Genomic DNA, 19,224 nt, shown 5'->3' with positions numbered 1-19,224 from the left:
CTCATGAGATCGGGGCTGATGCATGGAGACAGATATGCGAGCCTTGGCCAGGGTTCAGGAATGGTACGGCCCCCACTCGAGCACGTCAGCCGAGTGGCCGGTGGACGCCTTAATGATGGCCAAAGGAGAGACCACGGTCAGCGTGGTCCTGCCCGCGCGTGACGAAGAGAGCACCGTGGGCGACATCATCACCACAATCCGCAGAGACCTCATCGAACGCACCCCACTCGTCGACGAGATCCTCGTCGTCGACTCCAACTCCACCGACGCCACCGCCGAACGGGCCCGCGAGGCCGGCGCCCGCGTCGTGGCGCAGAACGACGTGCTGCCCCACCTCCCACCTCTCACCGGCAAGGGAGAGGCCCTGTGGAAGGGGCTGGCGGCCTCCAAGGGCGACATCGTCGTCTACATCGACTCCGACCTGCGCAGCTTCGGCGCGCACTATGTGTCGGGCCTGGTCGGGCCGCTGCTGGTGGACCGGGGCATCCACTTCGTCAAAGCCACCTACGAACGGCCCTACGTCGGCGCCGACGGCTCCGTCCAGCGCGGCGGCGGCGGCCGGGTGACCGAGCTGGTGGCCAGACCGCTGCTCAACATGTTCTGGCCGGAACTGGCCGGATTCGCCCAGCCGCTCGGCGGCGAGTACGCCGCCCGCCGCGAGGTGCTCGAACGACTGCCCTTCGTCACCGAGTACGGCGTGGAGTTCGGCCTCCTCGTCGACCTGCTCCAGCTCGTCGGGCTGGACGCCATGGCCCAGGTCGACCTGGGCCACCGCACCCACACCCACCAGCCGATGGCCGCCCTGGGCCGGATGGCCGGGCAGATCATGCAGACCGCGTGGTCCCGCCTGGAACGCCAGGGCCGCGTACTCGCGTCGGAGCCTCCGGCGCACACCCTGCTGCAGTTCGGACTCGAAGGCGAGGCCGGTCTCGTGGACGTGGCCGTGGCGGAGCGACCTCCGCTCGCCTCCCTCGTACTTGAGGAGGACCTGGCGTGAGGATCCTGATGAACGCGGGGCCGTGGCTGGACGTGCCGCCCGCGGGTTACGGCGGTATCGAGAACGTGGTGGCCACGCTCGTGCCCGCGCTGCGGGAGCGTGGCGTGCACGTCGTGCTGGCCTCGGTGGGCTCCAGCGGGCTCGACGTGGACGAGCTGATCAGCGCGTACGACGAAGGCCAGTTCGCCGAGCTGCAGAAGCCGTACAACCAGGTCATGGGCATCGCGCACGCGCACCTGGCCCGGGTGGCGGCCGAGCTGCGGCGGCGCGACGACATCGACCTCGTGCACGATCACGTCGAGGTGGTCGGCCCGGCCGTGCTGTCGGCGCTCGGCGGGCCGCCCGTCCTGCACACCCTGCACTGGGACCTGCGCAAACACGCGGCCTTCTACGGCGCGTTCCCGCCCGGGATCGCGGTCAACGGCGTCTCCGAGTCGCAGATCGCCCGCGCCCCCGACGCGCTGCGCGCCGCCGCGCTCGGCTCCATCCACCTGGCCACCCCGCTGGCCGCCCGTGAGACGCGGGTGGAGCGCGGCGAGCACCTGATGGTCATGGGCCGCGTCTGCGCGCTCAAGGGCCAGCACGTGGCCGCCAGGATCTGCCAGAAGCTCGGCCTGCCCCTCGTCCTGGCCGGCCCGGTCAGCGGCCGCGACACCGCCGCCGAGCTGGACGTCGTCGCTCAGAACCCGTACCACCCGCTGCACAGCCACCCCGACGTGCGCTACCACCTGGACCAGGTGGCCCCCTACCTGGACGGCGAGCTGGTCCGCTGGGTCGGCGCGGTCGGCGGCCAGGAACGGGACGACCTGTACGCCTCGGCCCGCGCCGCCCTGTTCCCCATCCAATGGGACGAACCAGGCGGCACCGCCGTCGTGGAAGCCATGGCGCTCGGGGTGCCCCCGGTGGGCCTGCGCCGCGGCTGCCTGCCCGAGCTCATCGACCACGGCCGTACCGGCTTCCTGGCGGACAGCGAGGAGGAGCTGGCGGAGTGGCTGCTGCGGCTGGACGAACTGGACCCCGAGGAGTGCCGCCGCGAGGCCCGCCGCCGCTTCGCCCCGTCGGTGATGGCCGATCGCTACCTGGAACTGTACGAGCGACTCGCCCGGAACTGACGGCTCGGAACCCGGTCGGGAGGACGCTCGGGAGAACAGGCCGACGCGCGCAGCACCTTCATGGCCAGCTCACCGAGAAACACCCGGTGCGGCTGCGCGTCCTCGCTGGCCGCGCACACCAGCAGCTCGCCCGGCAGCCACTCCAGGTCCGTCAGCGCGGCCACCACGTCGTGCCCCTCGGCCACGTCCGCCTCCGCCTCGATCCCGGTGCTCTCCCAGGCCAGGCGGACGGCCAGGGCGAGATCGTCCCTCAGCCTGCCCTGGTCCTCCGTGCGCAGGTCGAGCGTGATCAGCCGGAGCGGGACGCCCAGCCGCAGCGCCGCGTGCGCCACCTGCTCGACCGCCGCGTCACACTGCGGCCGATGCACGTACGCCAGCGTGAGCCGGGCGGGCTCGACCGGCGGCCGATAGCCGGCGGGCGTCAGCATCACCGCCTCGGACGACCGGTGGAGCAGGTGGTCCGCGGCCGAGCCGATCGTGATGCGGCCGTGCTGCCCGCCGCCCGCCGAGCCGACCACGATCAGGTCGGCCCTGATCCGGCCGGCCAGCACCGACAGCCCCCGGCCCGTGCCCCGGCTCTCGAACGTCAGATATTCGGCCGGGACCTGCCCCAGCTCCTCGGCCGCGTGCGCCAGATTGGCCTGCGCCTCCACCGCCAGCCCCGGGCTGCCCGGCGGGTAGATCGTGGCGATCGTCAGCTCGCCGCCGGTGACCCGGGTGATCGCGGAGCCCAGCGCGAGGGCGTCCCGCCCACCAGGGTCGTTCGCATAGCCGACGATCACGTGCGCACCGATCACGATCCCCCTCTTACCCGACTTGAGCTGGGAATACGCGACCTCAGCGACAACGTTGTAAACGTACGGAGGCGCAAAGAACGTGAAGATCACCCTTGACACCCGTTTCAACGGGTCCCTCGGCCCCATCACCCTCGGTGAAGCGGTTCAGCAGCTCAAGTCTCGCGATCTGGCCTGCACCGTGGCCGCCGACGTGCTGGATCAGAAGATCACCATCTTCTCCGACTGCGTGGAGCGCGGGTTCACGCCGCTCCGCAGTGAGATCATGGCCGCGTACTACGTCGCCGAGCGCGACGCCACCGCCGAGGCGTTCGACCGGGGGCTGATCACCCGCGGCGAGCTGGAGACGAAACAGGCCGCACTGGTGCGTCAGCTCCTGTCCTGACGCCGTTTTAACCACGGTTGACGGCTGGAGTTCGTAAGGTCGTGTCCATCGCATATTCATGGATTGGACACGTGTGTACGAGGACATCGTCGACTTCGCCCGCTCCACGCCCGAGTGGCTGCACATCCTCGCCGAGGTCGGCACCGACGCCGGGTTGTTCGTGTTCGCGGCGCTCTTCGTGCTGGTCGCGGTACGAGCGTGGCGGGCGCCGGCCAGGGACCTGGCGCTCGCGGTCGCGGGGCCGGCCGGGATCGTGCTGGCGTACATCCTGAGCGAAGTGATCAAGACCTTCGTTCAGGAGGACCGGCCGTGCCGGGGCGGCATCGCGACGATCGCCGCCTGCCCGCCGCTCGACGACTGGTCCTTCCCCAGCAACCACTCCGTCATCGCGGCCGGCGCCGCCGCCACCCTCGTCCTGGCCTGGCGTTCCCTGGCCTGGGCGGTGTTCCCGCTGGCCGTGGTGATGGCGTTCTCGCGGGTGTTCGTCGGGGTGCACTATCCGCACGACGTGGCGGCCGGCTTCCTGCTGGGGGCCACGCTGGCGCCGCTGTTCGCGCTGCTGCTGGTCGGGGCCATCACCCCGGCCGTACGCCTGCTCCGTGCCCGCCTCCCCGAACGCCTCGGCCCCACCGCCCCCGACCCGGCCCCGAACTGGCGCCAACGCCCCTCCACCGCCGACCCCCACAACCCCCCGCACCCACAGCCCTTCGAGCACCCCGCCCCCGGAAACTTCGGCGTCCCCCAGCCGTCATACGGAGACCCCCATCCGTCCTTCGACGCAGACCCGCATCAGCCGTTCAGCGGAGATCCGGGCCGGGCCTTCGAAGGGGACCCACGACAGACCTTCGGCGCGGACCCGAGCCAGCCCTTCGGAGCAGCTCCACAGCAGCCCTCGCATGCGGACCCCCGACACGGATACCCCGCCGACCGAGGCGCACAGCCGAGCTACAGGGAGGCGACACCGCAACCCCGGGTCGCGCAGCCGCCGCGACAGTACGGCGAAGCCCCGCATCGGGGTCACGCCGAAGGCCGGCCCCGGCGTCGCACCGAGGGCCCACCGCAGCGTTAGCCGTTGACGCCCCGGAGCCATGCTGAGAAGCCGGCCCCGAGGCGTTGGGCGGCCGGGTGCCCATCAGCCTTACCGGCGGGGCTGCCCCGAACCTGCACCGCGGGACCCGCCTCGCTGGCCCGGCAGAACCGCATCGCTTACCAGGCAAGGCCCTACCGGCGGGATCGTGCCGGATGTGTGAGCTCGGCGGCCCCAGAGCCGCGTCGAAGGCAGCCCCGGGAGTCCGTCCGGGGGCGCGGTCAGGTTGGCGAGGTGGACCAGCGGTCGGTGATGGAGATCAGGCGGTCCAGGGTGCCGGGTTCGGAGTAGGCGTGGCCGGCGTCGTCGATCAGGTGGAGCTCGGCCTCCGGCCAGGCCTGGTGCAGGTCCCAGGCCGTGGCCACCGGGGTGCAGACGTCGTAGCGGCCCTGCACGATCGCCGCGGGGATGTGCCGGATCCGGTCCACGTCCCTGATGAGCTGGTCGGGCTCGAACCAGCCGCCGTGGGTGAAGTAGTGGTTCTCGATCCTGGCGAAGGCGACGGCCATCTTCTCCTCGCCGAACTCCTCGACCAGCGTCGGATCGGGCCGCATCGTGATCGTGCCGCCCTCCCACTGGGCCCACGCCTTGGCCGCCGCCAGCCGGGCGTCGTCGTCCGGCCCCTCCAGCCTCTTCCTGAAGGCCGCGATCAGGTCGTCCCGCTCCTCCTCCGGGATCGGGGCGATGAAGCGTTCCCACAGGTCGGGGAACATCTGGCTGGTCCCGTCCTGATAGAACCAGCGCAGCTCCTGAGGCCGGAGCGTGAAGATCCCGCGCAGCACCAGCTCGGTCGTCCGGTCGGGGTGCGTCTGCGCGTACGCCAGCGCCAGTGAGCTGCCCCACGAACCCCCGAACACCTGCCACCGGTCGATCCCGAGGTGCTCGCGCAGCTTCTCCATGTCGGCCACCAGGTGCCACGTGGTGTTGGCGCCCAGGTCGGTGGCCGGGTCGGAGGCGTGCGGCAGGCTCCGGCCGCAGTTGCGCTGGTCGAACAGGACGATGCGGTAGAGCGCGGGGTTCCACTGGCGGCGGTGCTTGGCGTTGCACCCGCCCCCCGGGCCGCCGTGGAGCATGACGGCGGGCTTGCCATCAGGGTTGCCGCAGACCTCGTAGTAAATCTGGTTGCCGTCGCCGACGTCGAGCAGTCCGGAGTCGTACGGTTCGATGGCGGGGTACAGGGTTTTCATACGTCCTGATCCTGCCGCATCGTCCGGGTTGACTGCGGCAGGGGCTCAGCCGTCCTGGCGCATCGTCCGGGTTGAGTGCTGGCGTGTCGGTCCGGATGGCGTGCGGGCGGGAGCTCAGCCGGCTTACCGGGTCGTCGAGTGCGGGGCCGGGCTCAGCCGGACCAGTCGTATCGGGTCAGGAACGTACGGCTTCCGGTCGCGTAGTCGTGGAACGCCTGCCGCACCTCCGCAAGCTCCGCCACCTCGGCCCGGATGAGCTTGCCCTCCTTGTACTCCAGCTCGTACCCGGGCGAGACCTGGAGGAAGTGCTGCCCGAAGTTGACCACCGCCACGAACGGGTTCTGCGGTGACATCGTGCCGAGCACGTCGTGGATCAGCCCGAGGTCGGGGTCGTTGACCATCATCCCGTCGCCGGTGTGGAGCTGCATGCCCTCGTAGACCCCCAGCGGCGCCACGTTGTGCACGAGGTCGCGCTGCGGGTCGTAGCAGACCAGGCCGTGCGCCCGCGCGGCCGTGAACACCTGCGCGGACATCTCGTCCATCGTGTCCAGGTCCATCGTCACCAGGACGTGCCCGTCCGGGTAGCTCGTGACCTGGCCGGGCAGTTCCTTCGCGACGTCGGGCGCGGCGCCGGTGGCGGGTTCCGTCCGCTTGACCGCCAGGTACGTCGCCCGCGCCTGGTCCCTGCTGATCGGTACGGGCTCGTCCCAGACCATCAACTCAACACTCATCGACTCTCCTTGAGGAGGCTGGAATCCCCGTGCCTCATAGCGGGGAGGGTAGCCGGGCCGCGGCCGTGGGATCGAACCCGGGCGCGGCGATCGGCCGATCGTGTCCGTCCATCTTCGCCGACGCTCGCACCCGGGTCGCGCCTCACTGCCTGGGCTTTTCCGAATCCGGCACCAGCACGACCGTGCAGTTCGCGCAACGGCGGGCCTCGACGGGAATGTCGGACAGGCATTCGGGGCACTGCTTGGTGGTGGCCGCCTTGTTCCGGTCGAACAGAGAGATCAGCCGGGTCATCGGAGCCACGATCAACCAGTACACGACGGCCGCGATGATCAGAAAGCTGAGCAGGTGATTGAGGAAGTCGCCGTACAGGAAACGACTGCCGTTGACCGTGAACGAGTAGTCGGCGAAGTCGGGTTGCCGGCCGCCGGTGATCGCCCCGATCAGCGGGGTGACCAGATCGGTGACCAGCGCCTGCACCAGACCGCTGAACGTGGCGCCGATGATCACCGCGACCGCGAGTTCGACGATGTTGCCTCGGAGTAAGAACTGTTTGAATCCGCCCATGACACCGGATGTTGCCACGAACGGCGACGGCAAACGGACGCAGGCGCATGCTGGGTGCGTGAGCCGTCTTCGACACCGCGCCGTCGGGGGCGGCTCACCCCCCCCGTTGACCTCCTGCGGAGTAAGGACGACGCAAGCGTGGGAAGGAACAGGGTGATCAGTCGGGCCCGGGGTTGTCGGGGGGAGCGGGGGAACAGACCATGGGGAAAGACCGCAAGGGAGCCTCGATGATCGAGATCTGGCCGGGAGACCCCTATCCGCTCGGGGCCACTTACGACGGCGCGGGCACGAACTTCTCGCTCTACACCGAGGTCGCGGACAAGGTGGAGCTGTGCCTGTTCGACGAGTCCAACGTCGAGTCGAGGGTGCCGCTGGCCGAGGTGGACGGGTTCATCTGGCACGGCTACCTGCCGGGGATCGGGCCGGGGCAGCGGTACGGCTACCGCATCCACGGTCCCTACGATCCGGCGCGCGGCCTGCGCTGCAATCCGTCGAAGGTGCTGCTCGACCCGTACGCCATGGCCATCGAGGGCGGCGTCGACTGGAACGAGGCGGTGTACGGCTACCGTTTCGGCCAGCCCGACACCAGGAACGACCTCGACTCCGCCCCTTACGTGCCGCGGTCGATCGTGATCAACCCGTTCTTCGGCTGGGGCCACGACCGCCCGCCCGCGACGCCGTACCACGACACCGTGATCTACGAGGCGCACGTGCGCGGGCTGACGATCAGCCACCCGAAGATCCCGCGGCACCTGCGCGGCACGTACGCGGCGCTCGGCCATCCGGAGATCCTCGATCATCTGACCAAGCTGGGCGTGACGGCGCTGGAACTGATGCCGGTGCACCAGTTCGTCACCGATCACATCCTTGAGCAGCGCGGGCTGTCCAACTACTGGGGTTACAACTCGATCGGCTTCTTCGCCCCGCACAACCGCTATTCCAGTCAGGGGCAGCGGGGCGGTCAGGTGCTGGAGTTCAAGGCGATGGTGCGCTCGCTGCACGAAGCGGGCATCGAGGTCATTCTCGACGTCGTCTACAACCACACCGCCGAGGGCAACCACCTCGGGCCGACGCTGGGGTTCAGGGGGATCGACAACCTCAACTACTACCGGCTGGTCGAGAACGACAAGCGGTACTACGTGGACACCACGGGCACCGGCAACAGCCTGCTCATGCGCTCGCCGCACGTCCTGCAGATGATCATGGACTCGTTGCGCTACTGGGTCATCGAGATGCACGTCGACGGGTTCAGGTTCGACCTGGCCTCGACGCTGGCCAGGGAGCTGCACGAGGTCGACCGCCTGAGCGCCTTCTTCGACCTGGTGCAGCAGGACCCGGTGCTGTCGCAGGTCAAGCTGATCGCCGAGCCGTGGGACGTCGGGCCGGGCGGCTACCAGGTCGGCAACTTCCCCTCGCGGTGGACGGAGTGGAACGGCCGCTACCGCGACACGATCCGCGACCTGTGGCGGGGGCAGGCGGCCACGCTGCCCGAGTTCGGCTCCCGGTTCACCGGGTCGAGCGACCTCTACAAGGACGACAGCCGCCGCCCCGCCGCCTCGATCAACTTCGTGACCTGCCACGACGGCTTCACGCTGCAGGATCTGGTCTCGTACAACAACAAGCACAACGAGGCCAACAAGGAGGGCAACCGCGACGGCACCGACGACAACAGGTCCTGGAACTGCGGCGAGGAGGGCCCCGCCGGCATCGCCATCGAGTCGCTGCGTGAGCAGCAGAAACGTAACTTCCTCACCACGCTGTTCCTGTCGCAGGGCGTGCCGATGCTCTCCCACGGCGACGAGCTCGGGCGCACGCAGCGCGGCAACAACAACGGCTACTGCCAGGACAACGATCTGACCTGGGTGGACTGGTCGGACATCAGGGAGAACTGGCTGCTGCTGGAGTTCACCCAGAGCCTGGCCGAGCTGAGAAAGAAACATCCCGTCTTCCGGCGTAGAAGGTTCTTCTATGGCAAACCGGTGCGCGGGCTGAACGACATCGCGTGGCTCACCCCGTCCGGCGAAGAGATGACCGACAGCGACTGGAACGTGGGCTACGCCAAGTCACTGGCCGTCTTCCTCAACGGCGACGCCATCACCGAACCCGACCGGCGCGGCCGGCCGATCCGGGACGACTCCTTCCTGCTGCTGTTCAACGCCCACTACGACACGATCAAGTTCACGATCCCCAAGGACTACGGCGAGATGTGGCACACCGAGATCGACACGGCCATGCCGATCAAGCTCGACGTGCGGATGATCAAGGCGGGTGAGGGCATCGCGGTGCCGGGCCGCAGCGTACGGGTGCTGCGCCGTGTCTAGACCCGTCTCCACCTACCGGGTCCAGCTCACCCCCGACTTCGGTTTCGCCCAGGTGGCCGAGATCGCCGGCTACCTGCGCGACCTGGGTGTGAGCCACGTCTACCTGTCTCCGATCCTGCAGGCGACGCCCGAGTCGCGGCACGGCTACGACGTCACCGACCACTCCCGGATCAGGGAGGAATTCGGCGGGGCCACCGGGTTCAGGGAGATGGCCCAGCAACTCGCCGCCCACGATCTGGGCATCGTGGTGGACATCGTGCCCAACCACATGAACACGGTGAACGCCCAGTTCTGGTCGGTGCTCAAGGAGGGCCCCGGCTCGCCGTACGCCAAGTGGTTCGACATCGACTGGCAGGACGGGAAGGTCGCACTGCCCGTGCTCGGCGACGACACCGAGCCCGTCGTCGACGGCGACGTGCTGCGTTACCACGAGCACGCCTACCCCCACCCCGGTCACTATCGCCTGGTCGACTGGCGCGAAGGGCCCGGCTATCGGCGCTTCTTCGACGTGTCGTCGCTGATCGGGCTGCGGGTCGAGGACCCGTCGGTGTTCTTCGCCACCCACGAGGTGATCTTCTGGCTGCTCGACGAGGGGCTGGTGGACGGCCTGCGCGTCGATCACCCCGACGGCCTGGCCGATCCGCGCGGCTACCTCCAGCGGCTGCGCGAGCGCACGGGCGGCGCCTGGACGGTCGTCGAGAAGATCCTCATCGGCCCCGAACGGCTGCCCAGCGACTGGGCCTGCGACGGCACCTCCGGCTACGAGGTGCTCAACCGCGTCAACGGCCTCTTCGTCGACCCGGCCGGAAAAGAGCCACTGATCCGCCTTTTTACCGACATGACGGGGCAACCCGCCGAATATCGGCCGGTGATGGAACAGTCGAAGGCGGACGTGCTCGACCTGTTCTTCGGCGCCGAGATCGACCGCCTCGCCCGGGCGACCTCCTGCGACCCCGCCGCCGTGCGCGAACTGCTCGCCGCCATGCCGGTCTACCGGGCGTACGCGGTGCCCGGCGAGCCGCCTCCCCCCGAGTCGGCCGAGATCGTCGAACTGGCCGCCGATTCCTGCTCGCCCGCCGTCCGCCCGCTGGTCCGCGAAGTGCTGCACGGCTCGCCGGAGGCCGTCGTCCGCTTCCAGCAGTCGTGCGGTCCCGTCATGGCCAAGGGTGTGGAGGACACGGCGCTCTACCGGTGGTTCCCGCTGGCCTGCCTGAACGAGGTCGGCGGTGAGCCCGACGTCTTCGGCACCAGCGTGGCCGACTTCCACGCCTTCTGCCAGGAGATGCCTCCGTACTCGATGACCACCCTGTCCACCCACGACACCAAGCGCTCGGAGGACGTGCGGGCCCGGCTGTCGGTGCTGTCGGAGATCCCCGGCGAATGGGCGGCGCAGGTGGAGGAGTGGTCGGCGCAGGTCAGCTTCGACCCGCACCTCGACCATCTGGCCTGGCAGAACCTCATGGCCGCCTGGCCGATCTCGGCCGACCGCTTCACCGACTATCTGCTCAAAGCGGCCCGCGAGGCCAAGACCGCCATTTCCTGGGTACATCCTGATCCTTCCTACGAACGCCGCCTGAGATCCTTCGCCGAGGCCGCCGTACGCCTGCCGATCGGCGGTTTCACCGAACGCATCGACCCGTACGCGATGTCCAACTCACTCGGGGCCAAGCTGGTGCAGCTGATGATGCCGGGGGTGCCGGACGTGTACCAGGGCAACGAGACGACGGACTTCTCCCTGGTCGACCCGGACAACCGCCGGCCGGTGACGTATCCCCGCAAACCGGAGACGTCATGGGACTCGGCCAAACTCCTGGTCACCACACAAGCCCTGCGCCTGCGCCGCAGACTCGGGGGCGCGGCCCCGTACCTCCCGCTACAGGCGGAAGGCGAACGCGCCGCCCACGTCATCGCCTTCGCCCGCACCGACCCCGTCCCCTCCGCCGACCCGGCTGCGGCCGTCCCCGCCGGCACTGGTGCTGATGAGGATGCCGAGGCCGGGCGCGGCGGGATCTCCGGTTCGGGTGGGCCGTGGTCTCGGGGTGATGGGGACACCCACACCCACACCTGGCCGGAAACCAGCTTCAGCGCCCTCGCTCGCAGCCACGCCACGGTGGGGACGGTGGCGGGTCCGGATAGGGAGACTCTGGCCGGTGCAGGCACGGGGAGGCCAGGCAGTCGGAGTGCGGGGGCCTCGGCCGGGCCGGGCCGAGGGACGTTCGCCAGTTCCGGTATGGGAATGTCGGCTGGTCCGGATGGGGAGACACCTGGCGGTTCGGGTGTGGGGGCTCCGGCCGGTGCCGGGATAGGGATGCCGACCAGTCCGAATGAAGGGGGGTCGGCCGAGCCGGACGCGGGGACGTCAGCTGGTTCGGGTGTAGGGAGTTCGGTGGAATTGGGTGTCGGGGGAGTGGTGGGGGGCGGGGCTGGGGTGCGGGCGCGGGCGGTTGTCGTGGCCACCCGGCTTCCCGTACGGCTGGCCGCGACGGGATGGGGAGCCACGACGTTGACGCTGCCGCCGGGCACGTGGCGGGATCTGCTCACCGGCGGCCTCTACACCGGGCGGATTCCGCTCGGGCACCTGCTCGGTCAGTATCCGGTCTCACTGCTGGAGAGACATGATCTTTGAGGTCTGGGCACCGAAGGCGACCGTGGTCGAAGTGGACGTCCTGGGCGGGCGAAGGGCGATGTCGGCCGGGGAAGGGGGTTGGTGGACGGCGGAGGTGGACGGTGCGGGACACGGCACCCGGTACGGGTTCGTGGTGGACGGCGACGGGCCGTACCCGGATCCGCGGTCGCGGCGCCAGCCGGACGGCATCTTCGGATCGAGCGCGGTGTACGACCACGCCCGCTTCACCTGGTCCGACCACGACTGGAAGGGCCGCGACCTGCGCGGGGCGGTGATCTACGAGCTGCATGTCGGCACCTTCACCTCGGAGGGGACGTTCGTCGCGGCCATCGAGAAGCTGCCGCATCTGGTCGAGCTCTGCGTGGACTTCGTGGAGGTCATGCCGGTCGCGCCGGTGCCGGGCGGGCGTAACTGGGGATACGACGGCGTGGACCTCTACGCCGTGAACGAGACGTACGGCGGCCCCGACGGGCTCAAGTCGTTCGTGGACGCCTGTCATCGGGCCGGTATCGGGGTCATCCTGGACGTCGTCTACAACCACCTGGGACCGTCGGGGAACTTCCTCCGGCCCTTCGGCCCGTACTTCGCCGGATATGACGGCAGCTACTGGGGCGAAGCGGTCAACCTGGACGGGCCGGACTCCGACGAGGTGCGGCGCTACTTCATCGGCAACGCGCAGCAGTGGCTGCGCGACTTCCACATCGACGGGCTGCGGCTCGACGCCGTCCACGCGCTGCACGACAGACGCGCCACGCACCTGCTGGCCGAGCTGGCGCAGGAGGTGGACGCGCTGGCCTGCTCGGTGGGCCGGCCACTGTCGCTGATCGCCGAGTCCGACCTCAACGACCCGCGCATGGTGCGCTCGCTCGACGCCGGCGGGCTGGGCATGACGGCGCAGTGGAACGACGATGTGCACCACGCCCTGCACTGCGCGGTCAGCGGCGAGAGCCATGGCTACTACCAGGACTTCACCCAGCTCACGGCACTGGCCAAGGTGCTGACGAGCGGAGTGCTGCACGACGGGACCTATTCCAGCTTCCGGGCTCGTGCGCATGGCGGCTCCTTCGACGGAGTGGCCGGTCACCGGCTGGTGGCCTGCCTGCAGAATCACGACCAGATCGGCAACAGGCCCGTCGGTGACCGGCTGCCCGTCCCCGCGCTCAAGATCGGCGCCGGGCTGCTGCTGACCTCGCCCTTCACGCCGATGCTGTTCATGGGGGAGGAGTGGGGGGCGCGAACGCCCTTCCTGTTCTTCTCCGACCACGTCGAACCGGAGCTACGGGAGAGCGAAGGGACACGGAGGGAACGCGAATTCGACGGCTTCGGGTACGTGTGGGAGGCGCCGAACCCCTCGGACGAGGAGAGCTTCCTGCGCTCCAAGCTGGACTGGACCGAGGTGAAGGAGGAGGAACACTGGTCGCTGCTGTGCTGGTATCGCGACCTGATCGCACTCCGCAAGGCCCTGCCCGAACTGTCGGACCCCAGGCTGGACCGGGTCCGGGTCGAGGTCGATCCGGAGGGTAGGTGGCTGCTGATGTGGAGGGGTGAACTGGCGGTCGCGGTGAACTTCTCCCAGGAGTCGGCGACATTGCCGCTCCCGCCCGGGACGGTCCTCCTGACCTCGGACGAACCGGTGTCGGCGGATGGGAACGGGCTGCGGCTCCCCGCCCAGTCCTTGGTGATCAGCCGACCGGGTGCTTCCTGACCCATTCGTGGTGCGGTGCCGGGCATGGGCGGTCCCGCGCGTGGCACGGGTGATCGGGCGTTCGGCGCGGGTGGTCCCGCGTTGGGCGTGCGTGGTCGGGTGTTGGGCGTGGGTGGCTCGGCGTATGGCAGGCGTGGGCCTGCGTGGCGCGTGCGTGGTCATGCCCTTGACCTGCGTGGTTTCGTCCCTGGTACGTGTGGTCCCATGCCTGGTGCGGGGGTTCCGTGTTCGGCGTGGGTGGTCTCGTGCGTGGCATGGGGAGGTGGGCTTCATGCGGCCAGGAGCTTGGAAGGCTCGGGTGGGTGGCAGTCGATGGAGGTCAGGGTTGTGTGGTGGGTGGCTTGCCGGGCGCAGAGCCAATCGTTCAGGGAGCCGGTGAAGCCCGAAGGTGGGCCGACCTTGAGGCAACTGACCCGGTCTGAGCCTGGGGTGGGGCCGATCTTCAGGCGGCGGATGCTGCCGGTGCGGCCGAGTTCACCTGCGTCCGCGTCGTACGGTGTCAGTCGCACTCCGAAGGGGAGGCCGCCGTCCGGCTGGTCGGAGGGTTGGATGCGGAGGTAGTCGTCGATCTTGCGGTCTCTGGCGTCCGGGTGCGCGGCCAGATGGGACAGGTGATCGGTCAGCAGGCGACCGGCCACCGTGCGCAGGAGGTTGGTGGCGCACAGGCTGTGGGCGCAGGCGGCGCCGTCGATGGTGATCTCCGGAAGGGCGAAGCGGCGCAGGCCCAGGGATGTGACGCGCAGGCAGTCGCAGACACCCAGGTCGTCCGGGTCCCACGGCGGGCATGTGGCGGCGTCGTGGACCTGGGCGTCCCAGGACAGCCAGTCGTCGTCGAGACTGAAGCCGGCCGGCTCGCCCGGACATCTGCCGCACGTGAGAAGGGTGGAGCTGGTCAGCGGGTCGATCAGCAACCCGTCGCACTCGCGGGCCAGCGCCCGCGCCGCGGCACGGGCCACCTGGACGGTGGTGGGGAGTTTGTGCGGGGGCGCGGTCGAGGAGATCACGACGTGATGTCGGGTGCGGCGCAGCCGGTGTCTCTCGTCGTCGGTGAGGGCGGTGCCGATCGGTCTCCACGGGGTCGGGTGGTGGGTCACGGTCAGTGTGCCGTTGTTCGTCGAATTGATGGCAGACCGTCTGAAGGTGCTGCCGATGCGCCAGGGCACGAATGTCTTCACGTCGAAGGGGACGTGCTCCATGGCGACGATGAAGAGGGAGGTGATGATGCTGGGGAGGGGGATGGTGATCTTCATGTGAGCGGTACCTCCGGCGGGTGCTTGGTGGGTGTGGTTGGCGTGTTGGGGCGTGGGTCGGCGTTCCTACCAGAGCTGCGGGGGGACGGGGGGTGGTTCGCTGGGCTGAGGTGGGGTTCGTACCGGGGGGAGTTCGGACCGGGGGAGTTCGGACCGGGGGAGTTCGGACCGGGGTTCGTGTTGGTTGAGGGCGGTTGTTGGGAGGCACCCAGGATCGAGGGTGAGGGCAGGGTTGCGGGGAGCTGAACGCAGTTCTGTGGATGGCGTTGGGTTATCCACAGGCAGCTGGCCGACTCGGGGTTTTTGGGATGGGTTGTCGCGTGTTGGCTTGGCTGGTCTTTGAGTGGCCCGCCGTGCATGTTCTGCAGGTCAAGTCACTGCAGGCGATCGGTGCGCGGGATTGAGGGGGCCTCGACTGCCATGTCCGCCTCTGGGACCTCGACCGGGGTTATCCCTGGATCCGGCTGGGGACACCGCACCGCCGGACGTTCACCGCGGCCGACCTGGCCGCGGGTATTGAGGCGCCTCGGGATTCGCGTGCGCCGCTCGTATGACGCCGCTGAGCCAATGGGCGTAGGTGCTCGGGAGAAAGCGGGCGGATTGGCTCGGTGCCGCATGATCTCGGCTGTGTGTGCGCCTGCCGGTGTCTGCGTGCCGCGGGTTGGTGGTGATCAGATTGGCCGTCAGGGCGCGATTTGGGCACCTCGCCTCTCAGCGGGATCGCATTCGGTCATGGTCGCTCGACCGACGGAATCAGGGTTGAGGGCGGGACGGCGATTTGTGGCGGCACAGCTAAGCCGTGCTGGACGGCGAAGCGGAGTCGGTGTTGGACGGCGGCGTTAAGCGGATGGGAACTGCGGAGTGGTGATGACGTCGTGCGCTGCGGTCTTTTGACGTCAGTTGGTATTTAGCCATGTTCATGGAATGAACGGCTGCATTCTGCGCCCGAAGGTGGGGCACAGAATGCAGCCGTTCGACTGGCGGTGTCAGCTAGCAGAGCCACCTTCGCGCGGACTCTATGGGGCCGACCGGCGTCCTGGCCAGTGTGTAGTAGTTACCGGCGCCGCTGCTGCTGCAGTAGGCGTATGCGGTGACGGGGCTGCTGCCATGGGGGCAGCAGCCCGCAAGGGTGTCGGGCAGAAATGGCACGTCTTTCCAGATCTCCACCGTGACGGCTTGGAAGCCGCAGCCGCCGATTCCGGTGATGATGTCTCCGTTCTGGCCCGGAGGATAGGCGTACGGCTGGTACCCGTTGCAGTCAGCCGCAACCGAGACGGTCGATTCCGTCGGTGCGGCCGATGCCGTCGAGGCCCAGGGCATGAGGAATCCCAGTGCCATGGCGAGAATCGTGAGAGTTCGCCGTAACCGCATTCTTCTTCTCCCGTCGAGAATGTCGCTGCGTTGGCGTTGACGCCCCCCTCGCATGATTCTGGTGAGCTGGTGGATCGGCGGCTATCCGATATCCGCCGGCGTTCGGCCGCTCAAGGGATTGACGGGATCAGAGCGGGCTGTCAGCCCGGCGGAGAGTGAGGGCCGGGTGGGGCTGTGGTTTTCCGCAGGAGGAGTGGGTGGGGTGCCTCATTCTGAGGACCGCCTCGTGCTCCCTAGCGTTGGGCCCCATGATGCAGACGATGATGAGCGTGCTGATGGCCGTGACCGTCGCCACGGGCGGTCAGGCTGTGGCCGGGGCGGAGAAGGCCGTGGTCGGGGTGCGGCCCGAGATGGAGAAGATCGTGGCGGGGAAGGGCGCGACGGCCGTACTGGCGCGGATCTCCGAAGGAGACGGAGACAGGAACGGGGGCGGACGGCGGAGCTGGTCGGGGGCCGTGGGTGTGCGGGACGTCAAGAGCGGTGGCCGGCCGTCGGCTGCCGGATATTTCAGGATCGGTAGCGTGACGAAGACGTTCGTGGCGACCGTGGTGCTGCAGCTCGTGGACGAGGGCAAGGTACGGCTCGACGACCCCATCGAACGGCACCTGCCGGGCCTCGTGCCGGGCGGTGCGGGCATCACGGTTCGCGCGCTGCTCAACCACTCCAGCCACCTGTACGACTACATGAGCGAGCCGGGCTACTCGACCAACCGGTGGCGCGGCGACGCGCGGTTCCGTTCGTACAAGCCGGGCGAACTGCTCAAGGTGGCCTTCGCGAAGGAGCTGCCCGACGACGGAGAATGGCACTACTCCAACACCAACTACGTGGTGCTCGGGCTGCTGGTGGGCAAGCTGACGGGCCGGTCCTACGGCGAAGAGGTCGAACGGCGCATTCTGCGCCCGCTGAAACTGCGGCACACGGTGGTGCCGGGCGACCGGGCCGGGGTGCCGTCGCCGCACGCCAAGGGGTACGAGCCGATGCCCCGGCTGGTGGACGCGACCCGGATGAACCCCTCCCTCGACTGGGCGGCCGGAGAGATGATCTCGACGACGGCGGACCTGGAGCGGTTCATGTCGGCGCTGCTGGGCGGCAGGCTGACCAGCGCCGCGTCGCTGCGCGCCATGAAGACGACCGTCAAGACCAAGGCCGGGTTCGCCTACGGGCTGGGGTTGCAGGCGTACCCGCTGCCGTGCGGGACCGTGTGGGGGCACAGCGGGGAGCTGATCGGGTACATGACGTTCGCCTTCCGCTCCGACGCCGGCAGGTCGATGGTCCTGTCGATCAACCCCTCGACCAGGAACCCGTCCACCGAGGAGGTCATGGGCATCGCGGCCAAGGCCCTCTGCGGGAGGAGCTGAGGGCCGAAGGAAGGCGCCGGTTCCCTGTCCACGACGCGGGTGTGGGTCTCTCCGGTGCGGGGATGCGGGGTGCGGGTCAAGACGCGCCCCGGAAAGGTCAGCGGCTCAGGATGCGGCGCAGAGCCTGCTCCAGCGTGTTCACCGGATCGGCGACGGCGTCCTTGGACCGCCACGCCACATACCCGTCCGGCCGCACCAGTACGGCGCCGCCCCCGCCCACCCCGTACCGCTCCTGGAAGCGCCCGTGCACGTCCATCAGCTCGTCGTCCACCAGCAGCCGCGTGAGCCGCACCCCGAGCCGCTCCTTGACCAGCCGCCCAGCCTCCACCCACCCCTGCCCGGCGGGCGTCGCGGCCATGAGGACGAAGCCGGAGCCGAACAGGTCGACGGTGGAGATGCGCTGCCCGTCCCAGTCGAGCTCCACGTGCGGCGCCCGGCTGCCGGGACGTCCGTCGGGCACGCGTGGGTCCTCAAGGATGGAGCCGTCGTCGCCGGGCTCGTCGAGGATCGCGGTGGAGTGGTAGCGCAGGCCGAGCAGCAGCCCGGCCGGGTCCTCCAGCGGCTCCGGATAGCCCACGCGGGCCGCGGGCGGCATGCGTACGCCGAGGTTGGCGAGCTGCGCGTCGGCGGTCAGCGTGCCGGCGGGACGGCGTTCCGCGTCGTAGGTGTCCAGGAACTCCTCGCCGGCCTGTTCGGTCAGCACCAGCCACAGCCGCCAGGCCAGGTCGCACCCGTCCTGGAGCGCCGTGCTGCCGCCCTGCCCGCCGGTGGGCGGCATCGTGTGGGCGGCGTCGCCGGCCAGGAACACCCGCCCCGCCCGGTACGTCCGCGCGAGCACGTGCCCGATGTCGAACGTGGCCTTGTCCAGCACCCGTACACCCAGCTCCGGCCGGGCGACGGCCAGGCGGACGAGTTCGACGCAGCGTTCGGTGGTGAAGTCGGCCGCGCTCTCGCCCTCGGCGAGGTTGACGCCGAGCACGTGGGCCCCGACTCCCGTGCCGGTCACGATCACGCCGGTGAAGACGTCGTTCTGCAGGTACCAGAGCGTCACCTCCCGCTCGTTGACCAGCCCGGACAGGTCGGCGTCGAACATGATCGAGCACATCTGCCCCAGCGTGCCCTTGCCGGTGGTGGGCACGCCGAGCGACTCGCGCAGCGGGCTGCGCCAGCCGTCGGCGGCGATCACATAGTCGGCGCGGACGAGCCGGTCGCCGTCGCGCGAGCGGATGAGGGCCGTCACCCCGTCGTCGTCCTGCTCCAGCGAGATGAGCTCGGTGGAGAAGCGCAGGTCGGCGCCCAGCTCCTCGGCCTTGACACGGAGCAGGCGCTCGATCTCGGACTGGGGCGCGCCCACCATGGCGACGGGGGTGAGCTCGCGCATGAAGGCCAGCTCCTCCTTCTCGTCGCTCATGATCATGTGCGGTTCCGGGTCGGCCAGGTCGCGGGCGATCGCGATGCGCATGTTCTCGCCGATGCCGGCCCAGACGCCGGTCAGCTCCTCCTCGATCCCCGGTACGGGACGCAGCAGCTCAAGCGCGCGCGGCCCCACACCGAACGCCTTGGGCTGGACGGACGTGCCCGGATGTCGTTCGACCAGCATGACGGGTACGTCGCGCCAGGCCAGCAGGGTCGCGGCGCTCAGGCCGGCGTATCCGGCGCCGACCACCAGGACCGGCACTCGCTCTTGCTCCATGGAAAACACCTCCGGGAACGCGTACTATCGCGTTATCGACCG

The 19,224-nt window shown here is 69.3% G+C and carries 15 protein-coding genes; 8 read left to right on the top strand and 7 right to left on the bottom strand.

Features of this window, described 5'->3' with window-relative positions:
- The first annotated feature begins 34 nt into the window (after positions 1–34).
- Together OIE67_RS38100 and OIE67_RS38095 are read left to right on the top strand one after the other, a co-directional pair.
- The gene (locus OIE67_RS38100) at positions 35–997 is read left to right on the top strand and encodes a glucosyl-3-phosphoglycerate synthase (RefSeq protein ID WP_326629623.1); all 963 of its coding nucleotides are present in this window, start codon (positions 35–37) and stop codon (positions 995–997) included.
- Positions 994–2,109 (top strand): glycosyltransferase, encoded by a 1,116-nt coding sequence (locus OIE67_RS38095; RefSeq protein WP_326629622.1) that lies wholly within the window; start codon positions 994–996, stop codon positions 2,107–2,109. The genes OIE67_RS38100 and OIE67_RS38095 overlap by 4 nt, the downstream gene beginning before the upstream one ends.
- Here OIE67_RS38095 and OIE67_RS38090 read toward each other — a convergent pair.
- Complete coding sequence (locus OIE67_RS38090) at positions 2,073–2,906, bottom strand: universal stress protein (protein WP_326629620.1); 834 nt, start codon at positions 2,904–2,906, stop codon at positions 2,073–2,075. The two genes, OIE67_RS38095 and OIE67_RS38090, sit on opposite strands and share 37 nt — an antisense overlap.
- Before the next feature lie 79 nt (positions 2,907–2,985).
- On the opposite strand from OIE67_RS38090, the gene OIE67_RS38085 reads away from it, so the two are divergent.
- Positions 2,986–3,288 (top strand): hypothetical protein, encoded by a 303-nt coding sequence (locus tag OIE67_RS38085; protein WP_326629618.1) that lies wholly within the window; start codon positions 2,986–2,988, stop codon positions 3,286–3,288.
- A gap of 58 nt (positions 3,289–3,346) precedes the next feature.
- Positions 3,347–4,357, top strand: a complete 1,011-nt coding sequence (locus OIE67_RS38080) for a phosphatase PAP2 family protein (protein WP_326629616.1) — start codon at positions 3,347–3,349, stop codon at positions 4,355–4,357.
- Positions 4,358–4,596: 239 nt separating this feature from the next.
- Here OIE67_RS38080 and pip read toward each other — a convergent pair whose 3' ends face one another.
- The 3 genes from pip to mscL form a co-directional block, all read right to left on the bottom strand.
- Complete coding sequence (gene pip / locus OIE67_RS38075; protein WP_326629614.1) at positions 4,597–5,562, bottom strand: prolyl aminopeptidase; 966 nt, start codon at positions 5,560–5,562, stop codon at positions 4,597–4,599.
- 152 nt (positions 5,563–5,714) lie between these two features.
- Positions 5,715–6,293, bottom strand: a complete 579-nt coding sequence (locus OIE67_RS38070; protein WP_245956289.1) for a hypothetical protein — start codon at positions 6,291–6,293, stop codon at positions 5,715–5,717.
- 142 nt (positions 6,294–6,435) lie between these two features.
- Complete coding sequence (gene mscL / locus OIE67_RS38065; protein ID WP_326645596.1) at positions 6,436–6,858, bottom strand: large conductance mechanosensitive channel protein MscL; 423 nt, start codon at positions 6,856–6,858, stop codon at positions 6,436–6,438.
- A gap of 227 nt (positions 6,859–7,085) precedes the next feature.
- Between mscL and glgX the strand changes: the two genes are divergently transcribed.
- Genes glgX through treZ form a run of 3 tightly spaced genes read left to right on the top strand, consistent with a single transcriptional unit; the run spans position 7,086 to position 13,510 of the window.
- Positions 7,086–9,179, top strand: a complete 2,094-nt coding sequence (gene glgX / locus OIE67_RS38060; RefSeq protein ID WP_106248381.1) for a glycogen debranching protein GlgX — start codon at positions 7,086–7,088, stop codon at positions 9,177–9,179.
- Positions 9,172–11,805, top strand: coding sequence for a malto-oligosyltrehalose synthase (gene treY / locus OIE67_RS38055; protein ID WP_326629610.1), 2,634 nt, complete (start codon positions 9,172–9,174; stop codon positions 11,803–11,805). The genes glgX and treY overlap by 8 nt, the downstream gene beginning before the upstream one ends.
- Positions 11,795–13,510 (top strand): malto-oligosyltrehalose trehalohydrolase, encoded by a 1,716-nt coding sequence (treZ, locus tag OIE67_RS38050; protein WP_326629609.1) that lies wholly within the window; start codon positions 11,795–11,797, stop codon positions 13,508–13,510. Before treY ends, treZ begins: the two co-directional genes overlap by 11 nt.
- Before the next feature lie 269 nt (positions 13,511–13,779).
- On the opposite strand, the gene OIE67_RS38045 is transcribed toward treZ, so the two are convergent.
- Positions 13,780–14,760, bottom strand: coding sequence for a hypothetical protein (locus OIE67_RS38045; protein WP_326629607.1), 981 nt, complete (start codon positions 14,758–14,760; stop codon positions 13,780–13,782).
- A gap of 990 nt (positions 14,761–15,750) precedes the next feature.
- Positions 15,751–16,098, bottom strand: a complete 348-nt coding sequence (locus OIE67_RS38040) for a hypothetical protein (protein ID WP_146178474.1) — start codon at positions 16,096–16,098, stop codon at positions 15,751–15,753.
- Between the two features lie 281 nt (positions 16,099–16,379).
- Between OIE67_RS38040 and OIE67_RS38035 the strand changes: the two genes are divergently transcribed.
- Positions 16,380–17,489: a serine hydrolase domain-containing protein gene (locus OIE67_RS38035; protein WP_326629604.1), complete on the top strand. Its 1,110-nt coding sequence runs from the start codon at positions 16,380–16,382 to the stop codon at positions 17,487–17,489.
- A 97-nt stretch (positions 17,490–17,586) separates the two neighbouring features.
- Here the strand turns inward: OIE67_RS38035 and OIE67_RS38030 are convergent, their stop codons facing one another.
- Positions 17,587–19,182, bottom strand: coding sequence for an FAD-dependent monooxygenase (locus tag OIE67_RS38030; RefSeq protein WP_326629603.1), 1,596 nt, complete (start codon positions 19,180–19,182; stop codon positions 17,587–17,589).
- Positions 19,183–19,224 lie beyond the last annotated feature (42 nt).

Origin of the sequence: Nonomuraea fuscirosea, from assembly GCF_035917475.1 — a bacterium.
Taxonomy (GTDB): Bacteria; Actinomycetota; Actinomycetes; order Streptosporangiales; family Streptosporangiaceae; genus Nonomuraea; species Nonomuraea fuscirosea.
Note: the sequence above shows the minus strand (reverse complement) of the source record. Positions and strands in the feature narration are given on the sequence as shown.

Coding starts and splice junctions, on each gene's coding strand:
- mscL (WP_326645596.1), bottom strand. CDS start 6,858: ATGGGCGGATTCAAACAGTTCTTACTCCGAGGCAACATCGTCGAACTC.
- OIE67_RS38100 (WP_326629623.1), top strand. CDS start 35: ATGCGAGCCTTGGCCAGGGTTCAGGAATGGTACGGCCCCCACTCGAGC.
- OIE67_RS38030 (WP_326629603.1), bottom strand. CDS start 19,182: ATGGAGCAAGAGCGAGTGCCGGTCCTGGTGGTCGGCGCCGGATACGCC.
- OIE67_RS38040 (WP_146178474.1), bottom strand. CDS start 16,098: ATGGCACTGGGATTCCTCATGCCCTGGGCCTCGACGGCATCGGCCGCA.
- pip (WP_326629614.1), bottom strand. CDS start 5,562: ATGAAAACCCTGTACCCCGCCATCGAACCGTACGACTCCGGACTGCTC.
- OIE67_RS38070 (WP_245956289.1), bottom strand. CDS start 6,293: ATGAGTGTTGAGTTGATGGTCTGGGACGAGCCCGTACCGATCAGCAGG.
- treZ (WP_326629609.1), top strand. CDS start 11,795: ATGATCTTTGAGGTCTGGGCACCGAAGGCGACCGTGGTCGAAGTGGAC.
- glgX (WP_106248381.1), top strand. CDS start 7,086: ATGATCGAGATCTGGCCGGGAGACCCCTATCCGCTCGGGGCCACTTAC.
- OIE67_RS38080 (WP_326629616.1), top strand. CDS start 3,347: ATGGATTGGACACGTGTGTACGAGGACATCGTCGACTTCGCCCGCTCC.
- OIE67_RS38035 (WP_326629604.1), top strand. CDS start 16,380: ATGATGCAGACGATGATGAGCGTGCTGATGGCCGTGACCGTCGCCACG.
- OIE67_RS38045 (WP_326629607.1), bottom strand. CDS start 14,760: ATGAAGATCACCATCCCCCTCCCCAGCATCATCACCTCCCTCTTCATC.